The organism is Pantoea sp. XY16 (assembly GCF_025153065.1).
Classification (GTDB): Bacteria; Pseudomonadota; Gammaproteobacteria; order Enterobacterales; family Enterobacteriaceae; genus Pantoea; species Pantoea alfalfae.
The window spans coordinates 1-17,167 of record NZ_JANZNP010000018.1; the positions used below are offsets into that span (position 1 = coordinate 1).

At 49.4% G+C, this 17,167-nt stretch carries 16 protein-coding genes; 7 read left to right on the plus strand and 9 right to left on the minus strand.

All coding sequences use genetic code 11. The features are described from left to right. Positions 1 to 398: 398 nt before the first annotated feature. The 3 genes from N1689_RS20655 to N1689_RS20665 form a co-directional block, all read right to left on the minus strand. Complete coding sequence (locus N1689_RS20655) at positions 399 to 1,646, minus strand: HEPN/Toprim-associated domain-containing protein (protein ID WP_260060058.1); 1,248 nt, start codon at positions 1,644 to 1,646, stop codon at positions 399 to 401. Positions 1,647 to 1,715: 69 nt separating this feature from the next. Next, a complete protein-coding gene (locus N1689_RS20660) occupies positions 1,716 to 2,762 on the minus strand; it encodes a hsdR (RefSeq protein WP_260060059.1) in 1,047 nt (348 codons plus the stop codon). A gap of 17 nt (positions 2,763 to 2,779) precedes the next feature. Further along, the gene (locus N1689_RS20665) at positions 2,780 to 3,532 is read right to left on the minus strand and encodes a site-specific integrase (RefSeq protein ID WP_260060060.1); all 753 of its coding nucleotides are present in this window, start codon (positions 3,530 to 3,532) and stop codon (positions 2,780 to 2,782) included. 1,274 nt (positions 3,533 to 4,806) lie between these two features. Here N1689_RS20665 and N1689_RS20670 point away from each other — a divergent pair. The 5 genes from N1689_RS20670 (at position 4,807) to N1689_RS20690 (ending at position 10,419) form a co-directional block, all read left to right on the plus strand. Then, a complete protein-coding gene (locus N1689_RS20670) occupies positions 4,807 to 5,127 on the plus strand; it encodes a hypothetical protein (protein ID WP_260060061.1) in 321 nt (106 codons plus the stop codon). A 229-nt stretch (positions 5,128 to 5,356) separates the two neighbouring features. Next, positions 5,357 to 5,635 (plus strand): chromosome segregation protein ParM, encoded by a 279-nt coding sequence (locus N1689_RS20675; RefSeq protein ID WP_260060062.1) that lies wholly within the window; start codon positions 5,357 to 5,359, stop codon positions 5,633 to 5,635. Positions 5,636 to 5,663: 28 nt separating this feature from the next. Next, complete coding sequence (locus tag N1689_RS20680; protein ID WP_260060063.1) at positions 5,664 to 6,539, plus strand: DUF2971 domain-containing protein; 876 nt, start codon at positions 5,664 to 5,666, stop codon at positions 6,537 to 6,539. A gap of 48 nt (positions 6,540 to 6,587) precedes the next feature. Further along, a complete protein-coding gene (locus N1689_RS20685) occupies positions 6,588 to 7,916 on the plus strand; it encodes a hypothetical protein (protein WP_260060064.1) in 1,329 nt (442 codons plus the stop codon). A 478-nt stretch (positions 7,917 to 8,394) separates the two neighbouring features. Beyond that, a complete protein-coding gene (locus N1689_RS20690) occupies positions 8,395 to 10,419 on the plus strand; it encodes an acyltransferase family protein (protein ID WP_260060065.1) in 2,025 nt (674 codons plus the stop codon). A gap of 31 nt (positions 10,420 to 10,450) precedes the next feature. Here N1689_RS20690 and N1689_RS20695 read toward each other — a convergent pair whose 3' ends face one another. The 3 genes from N1689_RS20695 to umuD form a co-directional block, all read right to left on the minus strand. Next, the gene (locus tag N1689_RS20695; protein ID WP_260060066.1) at positions 10,451 to 11,392 is read right to left on the minus strand and encodes a hypothetical protein; all 942 of its coding nucleotides are present in this window, start codon (positions 11,390 to 11,392) and stop codon (positions 10,451 to 10,453) included. Between the two features lie 64 nt (positions 11,393 to 11,456). Next, entirely contained in the window at positions 11,457 to 12,494 is a 1,038-nt protein-coding gene (gene umuC / locus N1689_RS20700; RefSeq protein ID WP_260060138.1) for a translesion error-prone DNA polymerase V subunit UmuC, read from the minus strand. A gap of 37 nt (positions 12,495 to 12,531) precedes the next feature. Further along, entirely contained in the window at positions 12,532 to 13,476 is a 945-nt protein-coding gene (gene umuD, locus N1689_RS20705) for a translesion error-prone DNA polymerase V autoproteolytic subunit (protein WP_115064871.1), read from the minus strand. 348 nt (positions 13,477 to 13,824) lie between these two features. On the opposite strand from umuD, the gene N1689_RS20710 reads away from it, so the two are divergent. Together N1689_RS20710 and arsH are read left to right on the plus strand one after the other, a co-directional pair. Continuing rightward, positions 13,825 to 14,160 (plus strand): helix-turn-helix transcriptional regulator, encoded by a 336-nt coding sequence (locus N1689_RS20710; protein WP_039389876.1) that lies wholly within the window; start codon positions 13,825 to 13,827, stop codon positions 14,158 to 14,160. Next, a complete protein-coding gene (arsH, locus tag N1689_RS20715) occupies positions 14,157 to 14,879 on the plus strand; it encodes an arsenical resistance protein ArsH (RefSeq protein ID WP_039389874.1) in 723 nt (240 codons plus the stop codon). Before N1689_RS20710 ends, arsH begins: the two co-directional genes overlap by 4 nt. Positions 14,880 to 14,935: 56 nt before the next feature. On the opposite strand, the gene arsC is transcribed toward arsH, so the two are convergent. From arsC to N1689_RS20730, 3 genes are all read right to left on the minus strand, one after another. After that, positions 14,936 to 15,364 (minus strand): glutaredoxin-dependent arsenate reductase, encoded by a 429-nt coding sequence (gene arsC, locus N1689_RS20720; RefSeq protein WP_039389871.1) that lies wholly within the window; start codon positions 15,362 to 15,364, stop codon positions 14,936 to 14,938. A gap of 49 nt (positions 15,365 to 15,413) precedes the next feature. After that, positions 15,414 to 16,697: an arsenic transporter gene (locus N1689_RS20725; RefSeq protein ID WP_006785992.1), complete on the minus strand. Its 1,284-nt coding sequence runs from the start codon at positions 16,695 to 16,697 to the stop codon at positions 15,414 to 15,416. Between the two features lie 96 nt (positions 16,698 to 16,793). Beyond that, a complete protein-coding gene (locus tag N1689_RS20730; protein WP_006785991.1) occupies positions 16,794 to 17,147 on the minus strand; it encodes a metalloregulator ArsR/SmtB family transcription factor in 354 nt (117 codons plus the stop codon). Positions 17,148 to 17,167 lie beyond the last annotated feature (20 nt).

A 17,167-nucleotide genomic window follows, 5' to 3' on the forward strand; every position in this document is an offset into this window, starting at 1 on the left:
ACAAGAGCAAAAAATGATGGCTGGAGGGGTTGTAATTCTTGCGAAATTTCTTAGCCCACGCCTTGTAAGGCCTGGCATCATGTCAACCGGATCACACTTTTTTTTCTTATTATGATCGGGTGCGTGTTTCTTATTCCGAAATAGAGCCTTAAGAGTCATGAACGCGTTATGAGCGATGAATTTTTTAGGGCGATGTGTTTTTTTACATTTCTAGATTTAAATCTTTCATCTGTCGCTACAGTGAATAGAAGCGCAATACCAAGCATTGTGGTTAAAGCTAAGTTAGCATTTGAATCAGACGCTGTAGGTTTTCTACACCGATACCTGGTTTTGACTCCTGCCAGTTCCCTCAAAATTTCGCATGCGAAATAATTTCGTATCCTTAAGCCAGCATCTGATTAATCAATACAGCTCTCTGCAATTAGTCCGTCAAGAATCTGTGCATCTACATTTTGCATAAACTGGAGAACCACATTAGCCAGCGCCTGTACTGATTCATAGTCGATAGATAGCGCCTCTCCTTTAGTATTGCGACCGTTACGATGCACAATGTCGTGACGGATTTGTACTGCAGGACCAATAATCCTGAGTGATTTTTCCGGAAACTTAGTCATAAGCGTGCTATAGAAAAGGCTTTTTGCCGTGCCAATGTTGTGAAGTGAAAGTGTATTAAGGGCTTTCATTATCTCGTCGTCGATTTCCGAAAGTGCTTTGTATAAATTATTAAGTGAGAAGCTTTGCTCTTTAAAAGGCTTATAGCTGGCCACGAATAACTCTTTAACAGCTGGCCTGTCAAAAATCTCACGCTTCAGAATGTCACCCAAGTATGCCTCCATGGACGTGATGATGTTGGAATAACACATCCTTTGCAGGGAAAGGTTTTCAATCTGCGTGGCTGAAAGGCGCATAGTTTCCTCAAGGGAGAGTCGGCTGAATCTGTGCGGCTCCGTTTCCTGACGCTGTATTTCTTCCAGATCGCGAAAGTCATCCTCCCAGCCACTTTGAATCAATGGCACAATGTTGAGCTCGCACGCCACATCATCAGAACAACACGCTAGCAGGGCCACCTGAAAGTAACTGCTGTCATTGCAGGGAAAATTAAACAGATCAGTGTGCGAGTATTCAGTATACAGGGGGATATCACTTAGCATGGCATTCACGAGAGGGGCTGCGCTGGTTTCGCACCAGTAAGGCATCCCGGAAAAATCGCTAAATCGGCTCATGGTTTTGCTCAGAGATACCGCTTCCGGCAAAGCATCAAGCCAGTCCTGCAGTGAGGTGTCCTTCACTGCATCAAGGAACTGGCGGTAAGCATCACCCCTGACGGATAAACTGCCTGACTCTACATGACTACGTTCACCTTCACAGCTCAAAACCCACTCTGCTGCTTCAATAACAGCAGGAAGGTGCTCATTAAAATGTTGCTCACACGCTGCCAGGTCAAAACCCGCTAGCGTCATACGCCGCCTGATAGAAGCGCCAGAGGCCCGGAAACCAATGAAGGCCTCGTCGGTCAACCTGCCGCATTCATCTCTTTCACAATTTTCTCTGACTCGGTCGCTTCGTTTAAAGAACCAGTTACTATGGTGGTTCTGATAGTCTTCAACGATCAGTCCGTCGATTTCAACACCCACCCATGTAGACATAGAGCTTCCTTTTATAATCTGGCTTGAACAGGGCTTCTGCCGGCAGTCTGCTTGAGATATCGCCTCGACTTACCGATAGTCGCAGTGGATGCATCCATGCTCTTTACTGTTGTCCGGAATCCATGAGCTTAAAAAGTTGCACCGTTCGCAGGCTTCGAGCTCTTCATACACCGACAGGCAGGAGGTGCATAAAAATTTATCCCCGTACTCACACACTGTGTCTAAACTGCTGCATCGTTGGCACCCCGACGGAAAGGGATAGCGCGTACCATTCGCAGGAGGGGTATGGAGTAAATTATACCGGCTCCTTGTGAGGCCGCAGTTCCCGCACTTGAAGTCGAGGTCGATGACGGCGGCTTTCATCTGGTGTGGTGCTTTGCAGCCCGGGCAGCATATTTCAGCGATGGGATTTTTCGCGTGGCAGACCATGCAGTCGTGCAGGATAAGGTGCAAGCCGGGTGCAGGAACCGTATGCGCCAGGGACTGCTGATTGCAGACCGGACACTGGCTGACAGTGACGCCGGTCTGCCTGAACGTCTTCAGCGCGTCCTGCACGGGCGGGTATCTGAATCTCGCCTCGGCGTAAAACGAGTTGCCCCGCAGCATAGCCGTTTCATTAACGCCTAAGCGTAATCTCACCCACTCCCCAAACAAGGGCGCCCAGTCGTCGCGCAGCAGACGGTTCAGTGCAAACCAGGCATCCGCCTGTTCGGCCTGAATCTGTCGCAACTCCTCACCGGATTCTGCATTGTGGTAGAAATGCACCACGCGGTTACGGTGCCGGCGTACCTTATCAAAGATAGCCATAGTGGTCTTATCCAGTGGCTTTTCCAGCACGTCGCCAAGCCGGGCGCAGGCGTCGTCGTAGGTGACCGACTGGAAATCCCCCTCCAGATACTTGCGGCGCTCCAGCTTTTTCCCGCTACAGACGAGAGTCCAGTGCTCATGAACCAGCGGAACCTTAAGCAGAATTTCTACCGCCGTCCAGAAGCTGACGATGGAGAACATTACGTGTCCATCCTCAAGCTCCTCGCGCGCCCGGTTCAGAAAGTTCAACCCGTTGCTCAGCAGGGCTTTGGTATCAGACCCCAGCGGGGAATTGTTTAATTCGCTCATACATTCAGCCTCTTCCTTTATACGTTCGCCCGGAGCAGTTGCAGCGCATCGGCTGTATCCATCGAGAAATGCACCTGATGGCTGGCGGCCACGTCCAGCGCAAACACCTTCGTATAGACCTCGGTTGACTCAAACTTCTCATGCCCCAGCAGCGACTGCAGCACCTTCGGCGGCACGTGGTGATAGAGCATGTGCATCGCGAAACTGTGACGGAACGTATGGGGGGAGACCTCAATGCTTAACCGCACGCCGGCGCGGGCAGCTGCATCGATGGCGCGGTTTATCCAGTTCCGTACCGTGCGATCGGAGACGGTCCAGACCGGCAGGGCGCGGCGCTCGCCGGTATCAGCGTCGGTCTCAAATTCTTCCCGGACGCTGGCGAACAGCCGGCGCATCTCGTCAACGTAAGCCGGATCGGAAAGCGGCACAACACGGTTGGGGCTGGTTCCTCTTCTTGGACGTCCGCTGCCGGCACGCCGCTGCTTAGCCGTGCGGATCACCACGTGGGGAATAGCTTCATTCAGGCGAAAGTCACGCCGCCGCAGCGCCAGGACTTCATTGAGACGTCCGCCGGTGTTCCATAAGGTATTGACCAGCGCATGCTGGGTCCAGTCCGGTATATGGTGAAGCAGGCCGGTGATCTCAGGTGCCAGTAAGTAACGGGGCAGCTCGGTGTATGCGGCGGCCATGGACCGCAGCGCGAGCGCACGACCAAAATCGGGCTGTGCAGCTGGCAGCACGACCTGAGTATTAACGGATGGTAGCGACATAAACCCTCTAAAAAAAATGACAGCGCTACGCAAAATCTGGCGGGATTTACCCCTGCTGCTTTCTCAGAATTCACACAGCGACGTCTGCTCCTAATCTGCCCATTTTCCCCTGTCTGGCGGGCGCGGGCCACCGGAAAAATCCGCTGAGCGGTCCCGCATGATTTTCCGACTTCCGGATATATACCATAAAAAGGAACAAAACAGCAGGCGGGTGACGGGGAGGGCAGATCTCAAAAGGATCCGGTTATGCCTGGATAAGGGACTGCAGATGGTGATCGGACACCGTATGTTGTGGTCGCGACCCTGAATCGCCTCCTGACGCCGGGTTTCCGGTTATGACGGAAAACGGAAAGGGCTGACGCCCGGGCAGAGACGTGCCAGTAGGGAAGAGGGAAGGGAAGAGTGGTCGGGGGTCGGGAGCAGAAACCTGAAAAATGTACGTGCTGATCTGCTATCCGGAATCCTATAATGATGTTTATGGAATCACAAATAATCTGAATATTGATTAAGGCGACAGATAATGTCGTGGCGGATATGGGGACTGCACCTTTTTTACTGAACAGGTATATGAAGAAGTACTGCCCTGACGAAGATTTTCATCAGAAAGTTACCTTATTAAGGACAATAAAGTACCTTTAGGCATAAATAAAAAATCCACTCGGATACTTTTAAATTTGTGCGCGGATAGTTTAAAATTTGAGCACCTGAAAATTAATTTAGAAATTGCAACTATTTTCTAATAATTAATTGACTCGCACCCGGGAAATACATATACTCGATTCTATCAGAGTGGAATGCAAAACCTCACGAGGTTACGTAAAGCACTCCCCGTATTGAATAGCACTAAGGTTGAGAAAACGTGAATGAATGAATAAATGACGGAAAGCTAAGTGCTATGACTTAAGCCTGCCCTGCATCTATATCCCTCGCACGACCTCAGCCACCTTATCAGGTGGTTTTTTATTGCCTGTAAATAAGCATTCAGTCCGAACTCTGTAAAACCTGCCGTTTTTCTCCGCCTGCGCGATCAATGATCACTCAGGAGCCGGGGATCCCCTTGCCGGAATCTGGCATACGGAAAATGGCGTAAACATTAACGATGTACGGAATAAGCGGGGTGAAGTATGAGTGGATAGATAAAAGCAATACCGGTAAGTATCACGTCAACGGACAAATGGTCCTGAGACAGAAATAAATTTTTTAAGTGAGATGAAATATGAATATTTCTAACACGGCAGTACTAAAAACAACCAACCTAAATAAGAGAGGTTTCTATGGGTATAAATATCGAAGACACAAAACATGATAGTTTCAATGTACTAAGTACACTCTGGAACTACGCAGGACTTATCTATACAGCAGCAACTGAGAAGAAATGGTGGCGGCTTATTGCCTTAACTGTTTTGACTGCAGTAATGTTGGCTGTAGTAATCTTTGCGAAACCATTACTTATCACATTCTTTACCAAATGGTTTATCGGTACTTGGGGGTTACCACTAACCGTTAGTAAGGTGGCAGCGAGTTGTGCAGGGAAGTTAATCACTACACAACTTGGCAATGTATTGAAATACTGGGTTCTTAAAATCGATAAATAGTACGCAAATGGTTATTAGTACTTGTTCTCCGGCGGCAACCGGGAACAAGTACATATAGTAACCACACTGATTAGCGAAAGCAAGCCCGGTATAGTTACCCAGCGATATATTCATATAGTTGGGTAGCTGAAAAATAAGATACTTTACAGCACTATTCATGTGTAACATGAATAGTGTTTTGTCATGCATGCGTGCATAATTCATGTGACACATGAATAAGGAAGCTCCCATGCGTATCTCCGAACTGCAGAGAAAGGTGCTCCTAGTTCTCTCAGAGCTTGAAGCCCGGGGTCACGATTCCCCTCTGCCGGTCATGCAGCTACTGAAGCTGCTCAACTCCGCATCAAGCAAAGACATTTATGACACAAATCTGCGTACGTCACTGCATACGCTGCACCGTAACGGGTTGCTTCATAAATACCGTAACGCATCACTGAATCTGGCGTTTTCCCTGACTGAAACCGGCCGCCGGAGAGCCGCCGCGATCCGCTACGAACTGGTGTTATAAAACGCTGATAAATCATTTAAGGAAAACTGTGAACCTTTATCACTACACTGATTTGAATGCTGTTCATTCAATACTGGAAACGCATAAAATTCGGATGACAGACATCCGTTTTCTGAACGACAAAACTGAATATTTAAAGGGTCTCGAAATACTCCAGGAAGCCTCGCATGAGGTATTCCTGCAAACTTCAAAGTATAATGATGAGTTTGCGAATGTGACCGATGGATGGTTAGAAAAAGCTTTTAAAGAGCTATCCGATTTTGAAAACGCCAGTGAAATGTTTTATGTGGCATCCTTTAGCCGTTCATCTGACACCCTGAGTCAATGGCGAAGTTATGGTATGTTTGCCATCGAGTTTGATGGAGAAAAGCTGGCAAATAGAGTGAATACATGGGCTTTAAAAAGAACACAATCGACTAAAAAGACAGTAAACATTGAATTTATTGAATGCCACTATGTTTTACATTTACAAGATGCGATAGAAGAAGCGTTAGATCTAATACGGACTAAGGTTATTGATACAATATATGATTGGTGGCTGCCAAATTCCCCAATTGAACAAAACATGCATCTTTATCGTGACTTGAGAGAAATTATAAGTATGCTGGCCACGACATTTAAGCACTCATCTTTTAGTGAAGAAGAGGAAGTAAGACTAGTCATAAGCGACAATATCGTTTCTGGAAACATTAATTTCCGTACCAAAAATACTATTTTGATCCCCTATTATGAGTTAGACGTTTCAGCCGAAGCTATTTCTGGGGTGAAAATCGGCCCGGTAGAGAATCAAAAAATAACTGAACAATCTCTTTACATGTATAACTTACACAGAGCTGCTAAGTTAGGCGGTGATGCATACCTATTAAATATTGAAACGTCCGACATCCCATACAGAACGCTGTAAAAAGGTTAGTTGTCGGTAAAGTCCGTTTCTCAGGAGAAGGAGAACAATATGGCCATGAAGCTCATCAAAAAAAAGGCTCCACGCGGTGCTCTTAGACGGTGGTTATCTGACGATGAAGAGAACGCTATTAAGAACTTCTATGGCCGTAAACAGGTGCGCAGCGCACAGGAACGGGAACTGGCGGAGAACGTGATTCATGAAATGCGCGAGAAAGAACTCTGGCTGCATTGCAGCTGCGTGGGGGGAGATACGCCAGCACTAAACAATGCCAAACTGAGATATGAAACCCAAACGTTGTTTCTGTCCGGGTTTGGCCATAGCCACGATCTATCCTGTCCCATGCACAGGGTCTTTAAGGGTGACGAGGATACTACCGGTTCAGGAACCCGTAAAAACGCTGGGAGCAAGCGATTAAACTATCGTGATTTTTTACCAAAAGATGAGTCAGAGACGACTATTAAGGCGCCAGGCAGCGCAGGATTTACTGGTCAGGATAGAACCAGGCGAAAACGCCGGCCACGAGTTGCACGTTTACTTCTGACGCTGATTGAAGATGCCGGGCTGAATACTTTCAGCCCGATCAGCCCGCTGCCTAATCGGGCACCCAGAACATGGCTTGCCGCTCTCGCAGCCTCGGCAAATGCTCAAGAATTTGTGCGCGGGCGCAGGCTTTCGGAAATCGTACGGTTTCAGCCGACCATGGGCGAGCTTGCCCAGGAAAAATTAATGCTTGAACTGGAACGTACGGATGCCAACTGGCCGGCAGGAAAAGCCCGGGTGTTTTATCAGATATTTATGTCGGAGCTGGTCAGCCGTGAACATGTTACGTTCGCCTGGAAAGATGGGGAACGCAGGTTTTCTCCGGAGAAGGGTGTCAGTATCAATGGGGAATCACAGGAAGGCGTGAGGCCACCTTACTGGGTCATACTGGCCTTCAAACGCTCAGCTGAAGGTAGCGTGATATGCAGCGAAGGGTATGCGCACGCACTATTCAGACGTAACTGCCCTGTCCCGGTAGACAGTGACCTTGAGAGGCAGACGATGGAAGGTATTGCTGAAGTGGCCAGCTGGCTAAAAGGCGGAGCAGACGTACTCACCCTCATAAAACCCCTGTTTGATATTGAGGTAGAGATGGAGGGAGAGAAAGGCTTTGTGCTGCCGGATTTTATTATTCAGGCCAAATTGCCGGATGGCCGGGAACATGCCGTAGTGGTAGAGACGATGGGATATACCGATGATGAGTACTGCGAACGTAAAGCCGAACAGCATAAAGGGATGCGCACACTTGGAACCCTTCAGACGGATCCTCCGCGCTGGCCACATGAAGTCACTAAGCCTTTTACCAACCATTTGTATGGTGTAATCAAAAATCTATAAAGATTACCGGATGCTCTTCTGGCGGCTGTAACAGGCCGCAACTGCCTTATAACGAGATTTGCTTATCGGCAAAAGTGCATGCCCCATACGTACATAGTCCCGCAACATACAGTATGACAATCACTATCACACCTGACGAGAACCCATTAAATCACTATTTTTTATCCAGCCAAAATGGCTGGGAGAAATTACTATAAAAATATCTATTTCAGTTTTCATAGTTTCCCTATCTCATCATTAAACTCGCTGGCATTATCGCGCCCATAAATAAAGACTTCCGATATTACATCTGCATAGGCATTTATAATCACTCTGTTCTTTTTTTATCTTCCCCCCGCCAGACATCCACAAAGAAACAGCTAACTTATTTTTACTTGTTGCGTTTCATTTAACCAATCAAAAATAAAATCATTCGCTTTTATTCTTCCCTTACAAATAATATACTATACGCTTTCTTTTTCATTACATAGTGCGCTTCATGCCAAATAAAATCTTCACAGATAACTATCGTAAAGACATTGATGGACTCAGAGCATTAGCTGTCGTTCTTGTCATTCTTTTCCATGCCGGAATTAGTCAGATAGCTTCCGGATTTATAGGAGTCGATATTTTCTTTGCGATTTCTGGTTTTTTGATAACAGGAATTATCGTAAAACAACGAGAGAAGGGTACATTCAGCCTGGCGAACTTCTTCGTGCACCGACTCTGGCGCATACAGCCAGCTTTTATCGTCATGTCACTTGCGACGCTGATAGCAACATTCTGCTTGTATCTTCCTGATGATTTCCTGGCATTCCTGCACAGTAGTTACTATAACGCTTTACTGCTTTCAAATCAGTTCTTTGCACGTCAGAGTGCCGCGTATGCTTCGCCCGCTGCCGATCTGTTTCCTTTACTACACACCTGGTCTCTGGCAATAGAGTGGCAGTGGTATCTGTTTCTCCCGCTGGGGATTTTACTGACGGGTGCCACCTTACGGCTGAAGTCGATTCAAACGGTGATCACCAGCCCGGCGAATGTTCTTGCCGCGGTATGGTTTGTCCTGACGCCGCTGGCAGCCGCGCTGGCGCTGATTTTGGCCAGCAGAGAGGCAGATGCTGCTTATTATTCTCTACTGACACGTATATTCGAATTCATGGTGGGGGGAGCTGCATTTTTTCTGACGCGCTACGTTCGCTCAGTCCCTTCAGCTCTCTCTAACGGTGCAGGCATTTTATCGCTTGCGGTGTTGCTTTATATCGCTATTCACCCTGACGTCATCGGATTCTATCCAAATCTCTATGCATTGCTGGTCGTCACTGCTTCAGCTTTAATCATGTTTATCGGTACATACGGGAACAGCATTGCATCAAAGTTACTTAGACTGTCACCCGTCGCATTCACGGGCAGGATATCTTATTCGTTATATCTTTGGCACTGGCCCGTTCTGGCCATCGCGCGCTACCTAGGTTACGACCTGGCTGGCTACACGCTTCTTTTATGCATAGCACTGACGGTACTGCTGTCGCTGATTAGCTATTATCTCGTGGAACAGCCGTGCAGACGGTTACGGTGGTCTCTGAAATATACGATTCCCCTGCTTATCATCGTCCCGATAATTATCTTCAACGCTGCGTTCAAATATGCTGAAAACCGTAACGGCATGCCTGGACGATTCGGTAATGAATACGATCGAGTGGCTCACAATATCAGTACTGGATTAGCTCATGCCGGACACCGGCCAGACTGTCTGGATGGATCTCAGAATGCGGACAAATGCATGTTCGGGGATCTCAAAGGTCAGAAAACAGCCCTGCTGATCGGCGATTCTCACTCAAACCACTTCTGGGGGTTCTTCGATGTGCTCGCGCAGGACGCTCATATCCGCATGACTGCGTTAAGTACAGCGCTGTGTTTAGCACTGCCGGATACATACCTCTATGACTGGTGGTCATTCCGAAACCAGACATTTGATAAGTGTCATGAAAACACGGCTAAATATTATGCGCTGATCGCTAAAAATCATTATGACTACGTCGTTCTTGGCCAGGTCTGGGAATGGTACGTAAGTGGTCCTCATGTCATTAACCATCCAGGTGATGAGCGCTCTGATGCACTGACTAAAGAACGTTTCAACGTTGCCATACGGCAGGCATTGAAAGTGATAATCGCATCAGGATCACGACCGGTGATAATAAGAACCGTTGCTCCTATGCCCGTTAAGTATCAGTCATGTATCCGTCACCATGTCATCTTCAGGGAGCCTTATCGTCAGGATGAATGCGATAACCTGAACCCGCAGAGTCCTGAAAAAGATTGGACGCTGCCGCTGTTCGACCAGCTGCAGAAAGAGTTCCCAACACTGATTGTGATAGACCCTAAGAAAGTGCAGTGCGAAAACGGCTATTGCATTACCGCACTGAACGGTACCCCGATTTATCGTGACGTTGGCCACCTTAATGATTTTGCTTCCTATAATTTTGGTCAGGAATACTTGCGGAAATTTGGAAATCCTCTGAAATAAAAGAGGGCCTCTTAGAGGCCCTCTTTTTTGTCTATAAGTGCCAGTTAAGTTTAGCTTCTTCAGATGGAAACGATACAGTTAGTTCTTTAGGTGCAGCCCACTCAATCAAAGAATAATTGCCATAGCCTTTAATTGTAGGTATTTTAAATATATACATTCTTCTTTCGAAATCCAACTCAAGCGAGTCAGGATAAACTTGATATGTGTTATATATAGCAGACATCATCTGGTGAATTAAATCATCTTCGCAAGTGAATGCCATTGCACATTTAAGTGGCAACTTCCAACAATTATCGTCATGTTTAAATTCTACGATTGCCGAATTAGCATGATTAGGAATGAATTTTTTCTTCCCGGATATTTCGTCAATAAAACCAGCAGGTTTTATAAGATTAAAACCCCACCGATGATCAGTGGCATTTTTTTTAAAAAAATTATGATCTAAAAATGTTGAGGAATCACTTTCATCTACATCAAGCTTAAAATGCAATCCCGGCCATTCTTTTTCACAATCTTTAATAAGCTCACCTGGCAGAAAAATATCATGATGATTTCCGTAACGTATAACATAGAGAGAATCATCTTTTACTATTGCATATATTAGATCATCACCTATCCCACCACCTTTAGTTGCGCGTAAGTGGATGTGAAAGATATCGCAAGAAAAGAGAAGATAATCTGAATCATACCATTTTCTCGTTCTTTTGCTAACGTAACCATTAATATCCTCTCCTTTCTCAATGCGAGACTTGAGTAAATTCCACTTTGGATTTTCCGACAATTTCAGTTCAGTTTCTTTTGAAGCTAAAACATTTCTCTGTAAAGGCGGAATACGCCTATGTTTAAGGCAAATATAAACAAGAGGGAATAGGCGTTCAGAAACATCGAGTGAATTAACATAATCAACCCCGAACTCTTGTTCAAGCTTCCTCTGATACAACCTTGTATAGCAATTATAGTTAACTGAAATCATTCTAACTTTCCTTAAAAAAACAGCTGCTTTCTCCACCCAAATTATTTCCGCTTGTCTTTTAAATTTACTTTATTTTTGGAATATCTTTTAGTCTCGTTGTATACCGCGGCGACAACATTTCACGTTTCATCTGCCACAAACTATCGCGATCACCCTGACCGGCGAACCACACCTTTCCTTTTCCTGAGCGATTAATTCCGTCCAGTGCGGCCATTAGCGCATCAGCGTTCGCGCGCGGCTGCTGCTCGCTGAACATGTCGAACTGAGCCACGCCTGACTGGTAGAAATCACCCAGCATGACGCCAGCTTTAGCGTACCGGTAGCCTTCCCGCCAGATAGTACTGAGCCCGCGAAGCGCAGACTCAATAATATCCCGCGTATCATTGGTCGGATAGTCACAGATGCGGGAAGCGATGTTCGAATACTGCGGCTCGTCACCGTGACGACTGGTGGCGATGGAGACGCTTATATGGCGACAGCGCGAATTCTGCTCCCTGAGTTTTTCCGCCGCGCGCGTGGCATACAGCACCACGGCCTGCTGCATTTCCTCCAGCTGTGTAACGCGCTGGCCAAAAGAACGTGAGTTAACTATCTGCTGCTTAGGCGGAGGTGCGTCTTCAAGTGCCAGGCAGGATTCGCCGTTGAGTTCACGCGCGGTGCGCTCGACAATCACGTCAAAGTTCTTGCGTATCATACTGACGTTGCTGTCTGCGAGTTGCAGGGCCGTGGTGATTCCCAGCTGGTTCATGCGCAGGCTGATCCGCCGGCCAATCCCCCAGATATCACTGACGTCAGTCAGATGCAGAAGTTTACGTTGCCTGCTTTTGTCAGACAGATCCACAACACCGTTCGTCTGGGTCCATTTTTTTGCCGCATGGTTGGCCAGTTTGGCCAGCGTTTTAGTTGGCCCGAACCCCACGCCGATTATCAGCCCGGTTTCCTTCCGGATACGTTCGCGCATCTGCTGCCCGAACGTCTCAAGCGGGATAAGCCTGCCAATCCCGGTAACGTCCAGGAAAGACTCATCGATGGAATAGACTTCCTGTCCCGCGGCCATCTCGCCCAGTATGGCCATCATGCGCGCTGACATGTCGCCGTTTATGTGGAATACAGATTCAACAGCTTAATTAATAACCGTCTCAGAGCACACGTGCTTTAGGAATGTCTGACCAGCGCGTGGTCCAGGCAGGGCTAAGCATTTCACGCTTCATTTTCCATTCCATGCTAATCCCCTGTCCGGCAAACCACACATTTCCCAGTCCTGACTGGTTAATGCCGTCCAATACCTTCATCAGCTGTGCGCTGTTAGCCCGTGGCCGATTATCGTCAAACAGATTTAGCTGGCTTACGCCGTTCGGCGTGAAGTTATCAAGCATAATGCCGGCTTTCATGTACCGGCGCCCCTCAAGCCAGATACGATCGAGTGACCGCATCGCAGACTCAATGATGTCCCGCGTGTCCTGTGTTGGTAGTGTCAGCTTCTCACCGGTGCTGTTTCCGTAAAACATCTCACCGCTTGCATGTGGTGACGTCCGGATAAACACGCAGATGTTGCGAGAGTACTGACATTCCCCGCGCAGCTTTTCCGCTGCACGTGCAGCATACTGACACAGTGCCTGCTGCATGGCTGTTTTTGTAGTAATGCGCTCTCCGAAGCTGCGGCTACAGACTATCTGCTGTTTTGCCGGCGGAAGCTCTTCCGGATAGATGGCGGCGTAAGCAGGATTCATTGGCAGCAGTGCCACCCTCGGGATCAGCTGCAGGCGCTTAACTGTGAACTCACCGCCAACCTCGGCAATGACGATGTCGCCATGCGTGGGTGGCTCCGCGCGATCGACCACCATAACATCACCGTCATAAAGCCCCAGCTCCTGCATGCTGTTGCCACTGGCCCGTACGAAGAATGTGGACGCCCGTCTGCGAATACAGAGTTCATTCAGGTCCAGCTCTTTCTCTACATAATCCTGAGCAGGGGAGGGAAAGCCGGCTGAGCAGGGATCTGCGTACAGCGGTACCTTTACCTTTGGGGTAAAAATCGGCGGCCATAACAGTGTCAGACCCTGAGCGTAACAGACCGCTTTCATAACGCGGCGTCCCGGAGGTGCTGCCGTGTACGGATTAGAAAAAAAAATGTAAAGCACATAAAAATCCCCCTTTAAATTATACTGGTTATATGAACAGTATTATTGAGTCAGGAATTTCTGGCAAGAGGAAGCGAAACGGTTATGGCTAAAGCTGTTGTCAGAGCGCTGGAATTTTACCGAAATGCTGAGCTATGGCCGCTTTATATGCTCTGCCACTGCAGCCGGATTAGCAGGGTATAAAAGGCTTTCTTTTTGAGCGCAGCACTTTTATGGCGGGAAGAGGCTTGACCATTCAGTCCGCTTTAAATTATATTTCCATTATTCTGGAAATATAGATTTGGTGATGATGTGGACATACAAAATGCTGCGGCTGCTCTCAGGGAACTGGGACACGTGACGCGACTGGGAATTTACCGTGAACTGGTGAAAGCCGGGCCAGAAGGACTGCCCGTGGGTGACATCCAGAAAAGACTGGCTATTCCTGCCTCCACGCTCAGCCATCATCTTTCAGCGCTGATGTCCGCTGGACTCATAAGCCAGGAACGGCAGAGTCGTACCTTGTTCTGCAGACCTTGCTATGCGCAGCTTGAGCAGCTGATGGCTTTTCTCACTGAAGAGTGCTGCGCCGGTGGCAGTAGCTGCAGCCTGTCTGCCGAGATTTCCCATAAAGAGACTCCATTGTGAATAACGTGAATGATGCCCTGAACAATATCGATCTGACACTCCTGGATACGCCCCTTTCGGAAGAGAAATTAAAGGCCGAAGAGGTGGCGCATCCGCCCCGCATACTGATGCTCTACGGTTCGCTTCGGGAGCGCTCTTACAGCCGACTCACCACGGAAGAGGCCGCACGGCTGCTGACGGCCATGGGCGCGGAGGTGAAGTTATTCTATCCGTCCGGCCTGCCGCTGCCGGATGATGCACCTGAGACGCATCCGAAGGTCGCAGAGCTGCGCGAGCTGGTACTCTGGTCTGAAGGGATGGTCTGGTGCTCTCCTGAGCGTCACGGTGCCATGACCGGCATCATGAAGACGCAGATTGACTGGATACCGCTGACGTCCGGGGCGGTCCGGCCCTCGCAGGGGAAAACCCTTGCTGTCATGCAGGTCAGCGGAGGCTCACAGTCTTTCAACGCCGTAAACCAGATGCGTATTCTTGGGCGCTGGATGCGGATGATCACTATCCCGAACCAGTCATCCGTTGCAAAAGCCTGGGCCGAGTTTGATGAGGACGGCCGCATGAAGCCTTCTCCGTATTATGACCGCATAGTGGACGTCATGGAGGAACTGATGAAGTTCACCCTGCTGACGCGCGGTCGTAATGGTTATCTCACCGACCGCTACAGCGAAAGGAAGGAGAGTGCTGCGCAGCTCTCTGAGCGGGTAAACCAGCGCAGCATATAAAAAAGCCGGCATCTGCCGGCTTTTTCACATTTTTCCTGTCACAGCCAAGGGAAACATCAGTGGCTGACGCGATTCCCTTGCTCATCAATGACTGCTTCGCCGTCCTCTTTGGTAAACGCTCCCTTCTGCGGGTCCGGCAGTATGTCCAGAACCACTTCGGAGGGGCGGCAGAGCTTCGTTCCCAGCGGCGTCACCACCACCGGACGATTAATGAGGATCGGATGAGCCAGCATCGCATCGAGCAGTTCTTCATCGCTGAACCGGTCTTCAGCCAGGCCGAGCTGCTCGTAGGGATCGGTATTTTTACGCAGCAGGGCACGCACGCTAATGCCCATGTCCGTAATCAGCTTTTTCAGCTCGTCGCGCGACGGCGGTGTTTCCAGATACAGAATCACCGTGGGCTCGGTGCCGCTGTTGCGGATAAGCGCCAGGGTATTGCGGGACGTCCCGCAGGCCGGATTGTGATAAATGGTAATGTCAGTCATGAGCGTTACTCCATAAAGGCGCTGCACAGGCACAGCTCCGGGGTTAAGGTTAAACAGACAGGCGCAGGGCCAGCGCAGCCAGCGTCACAAACAGTACCGGCAGGGTCATCACGATGCCCACGCGGAAGTAGTAGCCCCAGCTGACGGTAATGTTTTTCTGTGCCAGGACGTGCAGCCACAGCAGGGTAGCGAGGCTACCGATAGGGGTGATTTTCGGACCGAGGTCGCAGCCGATGATGTTGGCGTAAATCATCGCCTCCTTCACCACGCCCTGAGCGGTGCTGCCGTCAATGGAGAGCGCGCCAACCAGCACGGTAGGCATGTTGTTCATGACTGATGAAAGCGCCGCCGTCAGAAAGCCGGTGCCGAGCGTTGCGCCCCAGACGCCATGCTCTGCAAACCGGTTCAGGGCGGCAGAAAGGTAATCAGTTAGCCCGGCATTGCGTAGTCCGTATACCACCAGGTACATGCCCAGCGAGAAGATAACGATCTGCCAGGGCGCACCTTTCAGTACCTTTCCGGTATCAATCACATTGCCTTTCCGGGCTACCAGCCAGAGAATAAACGCCGCCACCGCGGCCACAAGGCTGACCGGCACGCCGAGTGGTTCGAGGGCAAAGAAGCCGATCAGCAGCAGGATGAGAACAATCCAGCCGGTTTTAAAGGTACGCGCATCGCGAATGGCCTCACGCGGCGCCTTCAGCTTCGCCAGGTCGTAAGTGTCCGGGATGTCCCTGCGGAAAAACAGGTGCAGCATCACCAGCGTGGCGGCCACGGACGCGATATTCACCGGCACCATCACCGAGGCATACTCGCTGAAACCCAGTTTAAAGAAGTCTGCCGTGACGATGTTGACCAGGTTTGACACGATGAGCGGCAGGCTGGAGGTATCGGCGATAAACCCGGCCGCCATCACAAACGCCAGCGTGGCCCCGGGGCTGAAGCCCAGCGCCAGCAGCATGGCGATAACGATCGGCGTCAGAATTAGCGCGGCTCCGTCATTGGCAAACAGCGCCGCCACTGCCGCACCCAGCAGAACGATATACGTGAACAGCAGCCGGCCCCTGCCGCCTCCCCAGCGGGAAACGTGCAGCGCGGCCCATTCAAAAAAGCCGGACTCATCGAGCAGCAGGCTGATAATGATGACCGCAATAAACGTGGCCGTGGCGTTCCAGACAATCTGCCAGACCACCGGAATATCCCCGATTTGTACTACGCCGGTCAGCAACGCCAGCGCGGCGCCGATAACGGCACTCCAGCCAATACTGAGTCCTTTCGGCTGCCAGATAACCAGTACCAGCGTCAGAATAAAAATCGCACCCGCCAGAAACATACCCTCTCCTTCTTAATTATAACTGCCCGTTGAAGCGGGCTGCTAACTGTACCCTGTAAATATATGCGTTTAATCGAATGTGTTTAGATAAAATTTTTACATGCAGACAGCTTTGCCGTTGGTGGTTGCGTTATCACGCTCAGCCTGCTGACTGAGATGAAGAATTTCATCCCGCTGACACAGATATGCCTGCTCAATGACCGCTGCTGCCCACGCAGGCATGTGTGGCGATAACCGGTAATGGATCCACTTGCCGTCGCGCCTGTCGATAAGCAGTCCACTCTCTCTGAGCAGGGCCAGGTGCCGCGATATTTTTGGCTGTGTTTCTTTCAGGATAGATACAAGCTCGCAGACGCAAAGCTCCCCTTTTTCGCGCAACAACAGCACCAGGCTGAGCCGGGTTTCGTCAGAAAGATTCTTAAAAAGTTGCAGGGGCAGAAGTGACGGCATAATTTCTCCTTCGTGGCGGA

Excerpts from the sequence above, each read along its gene's own strand:
- N1689_RS20655 (WP_260060058.1), bottom strand. The coding sequence starts at position 1,646 with ATGTCTACATGGGTGGGTGTTGAAATCGACGGACTGATCGTTGAAGAC.
- N1689_RS20725 (WP_006785992.1), bottom strand. The coding sequence starts at position 16,697 with ATGTTTCTGGCGGGTGCGATTTTTATTCTGACGCTGGTACTGGTTATC.
- N1689_RS20675 (WP_260060062.1), top strand. The coding sequence starts at position 5,357 with ATGCGTATCTCCGAACTGCAGAGAAAGGTGCTCCTAGTTCTCTCAGAG.
- umuD (WP_115064871.1), bottom strand. The coding sequence starts at position 13,476 with ATGAAAGCGGTCTGTTACGCTCAGGGTCTGACACTGTTATGGCCGCCG.
- N1689_RS20690 (WP_260060065.1), top strand. The coding sequence starts at position 8,395 with ATGCCAAATAAAATCTTCACAGATAACTATCGTAAAGACATTGATGGA.
- N1689_RS20685 (WP_260060064.1), top strand. The coding sequence starts at position 6,588 with ATGGCCATGAAGCTCATCAAAAAAAAGGCTCCACGCGGTGCTCTTAGA.
- N1689_RS20695 (WP_260060066.1), bottom strand. The coding sequence starts at position 11,392 with ATGATTTCAGTTAACTATAATTGCTATACAAGGTTGTATCAGAGGAAG.
- N1689_RS20730 (WP_006785991.1), bottom strand. The coding sequence starts at position 17,147 with ATGCCGTCACTTCTGCCCCTGCAACTTTTTAAGAATCTTTCTGACGAA.
- N1689_RS20660 (WP_260060059.1), bottom strand. The coding sequence starts at position 2,762 with ATGAGCGAATTAAACAATTCCCCGCTGGGGTCTGATACCAAAGCCCTG.
- N1689_RS20665 (WP_260060060.1), bottom strand. The coding sequence starts at position 3,532 with ATGTCGCTACCATCCGTTAATACTCAGGTCGTGCTGCCAGCTGCACAG.
- N1689_RS20670 (WP_260060061.1), top strand. The coding sequence starts at position 4,807 with ATGGGTATAAATATCGAAGACACAAAACATGATAGTTTCAATGTACTA.
- arsC (WP_039389871.1), bottom strand. The coding sequence starts at position 15,364 with ATGACTGACATTACCATTTATCACAATCCGGCCTGCGGGACGTCCCGC.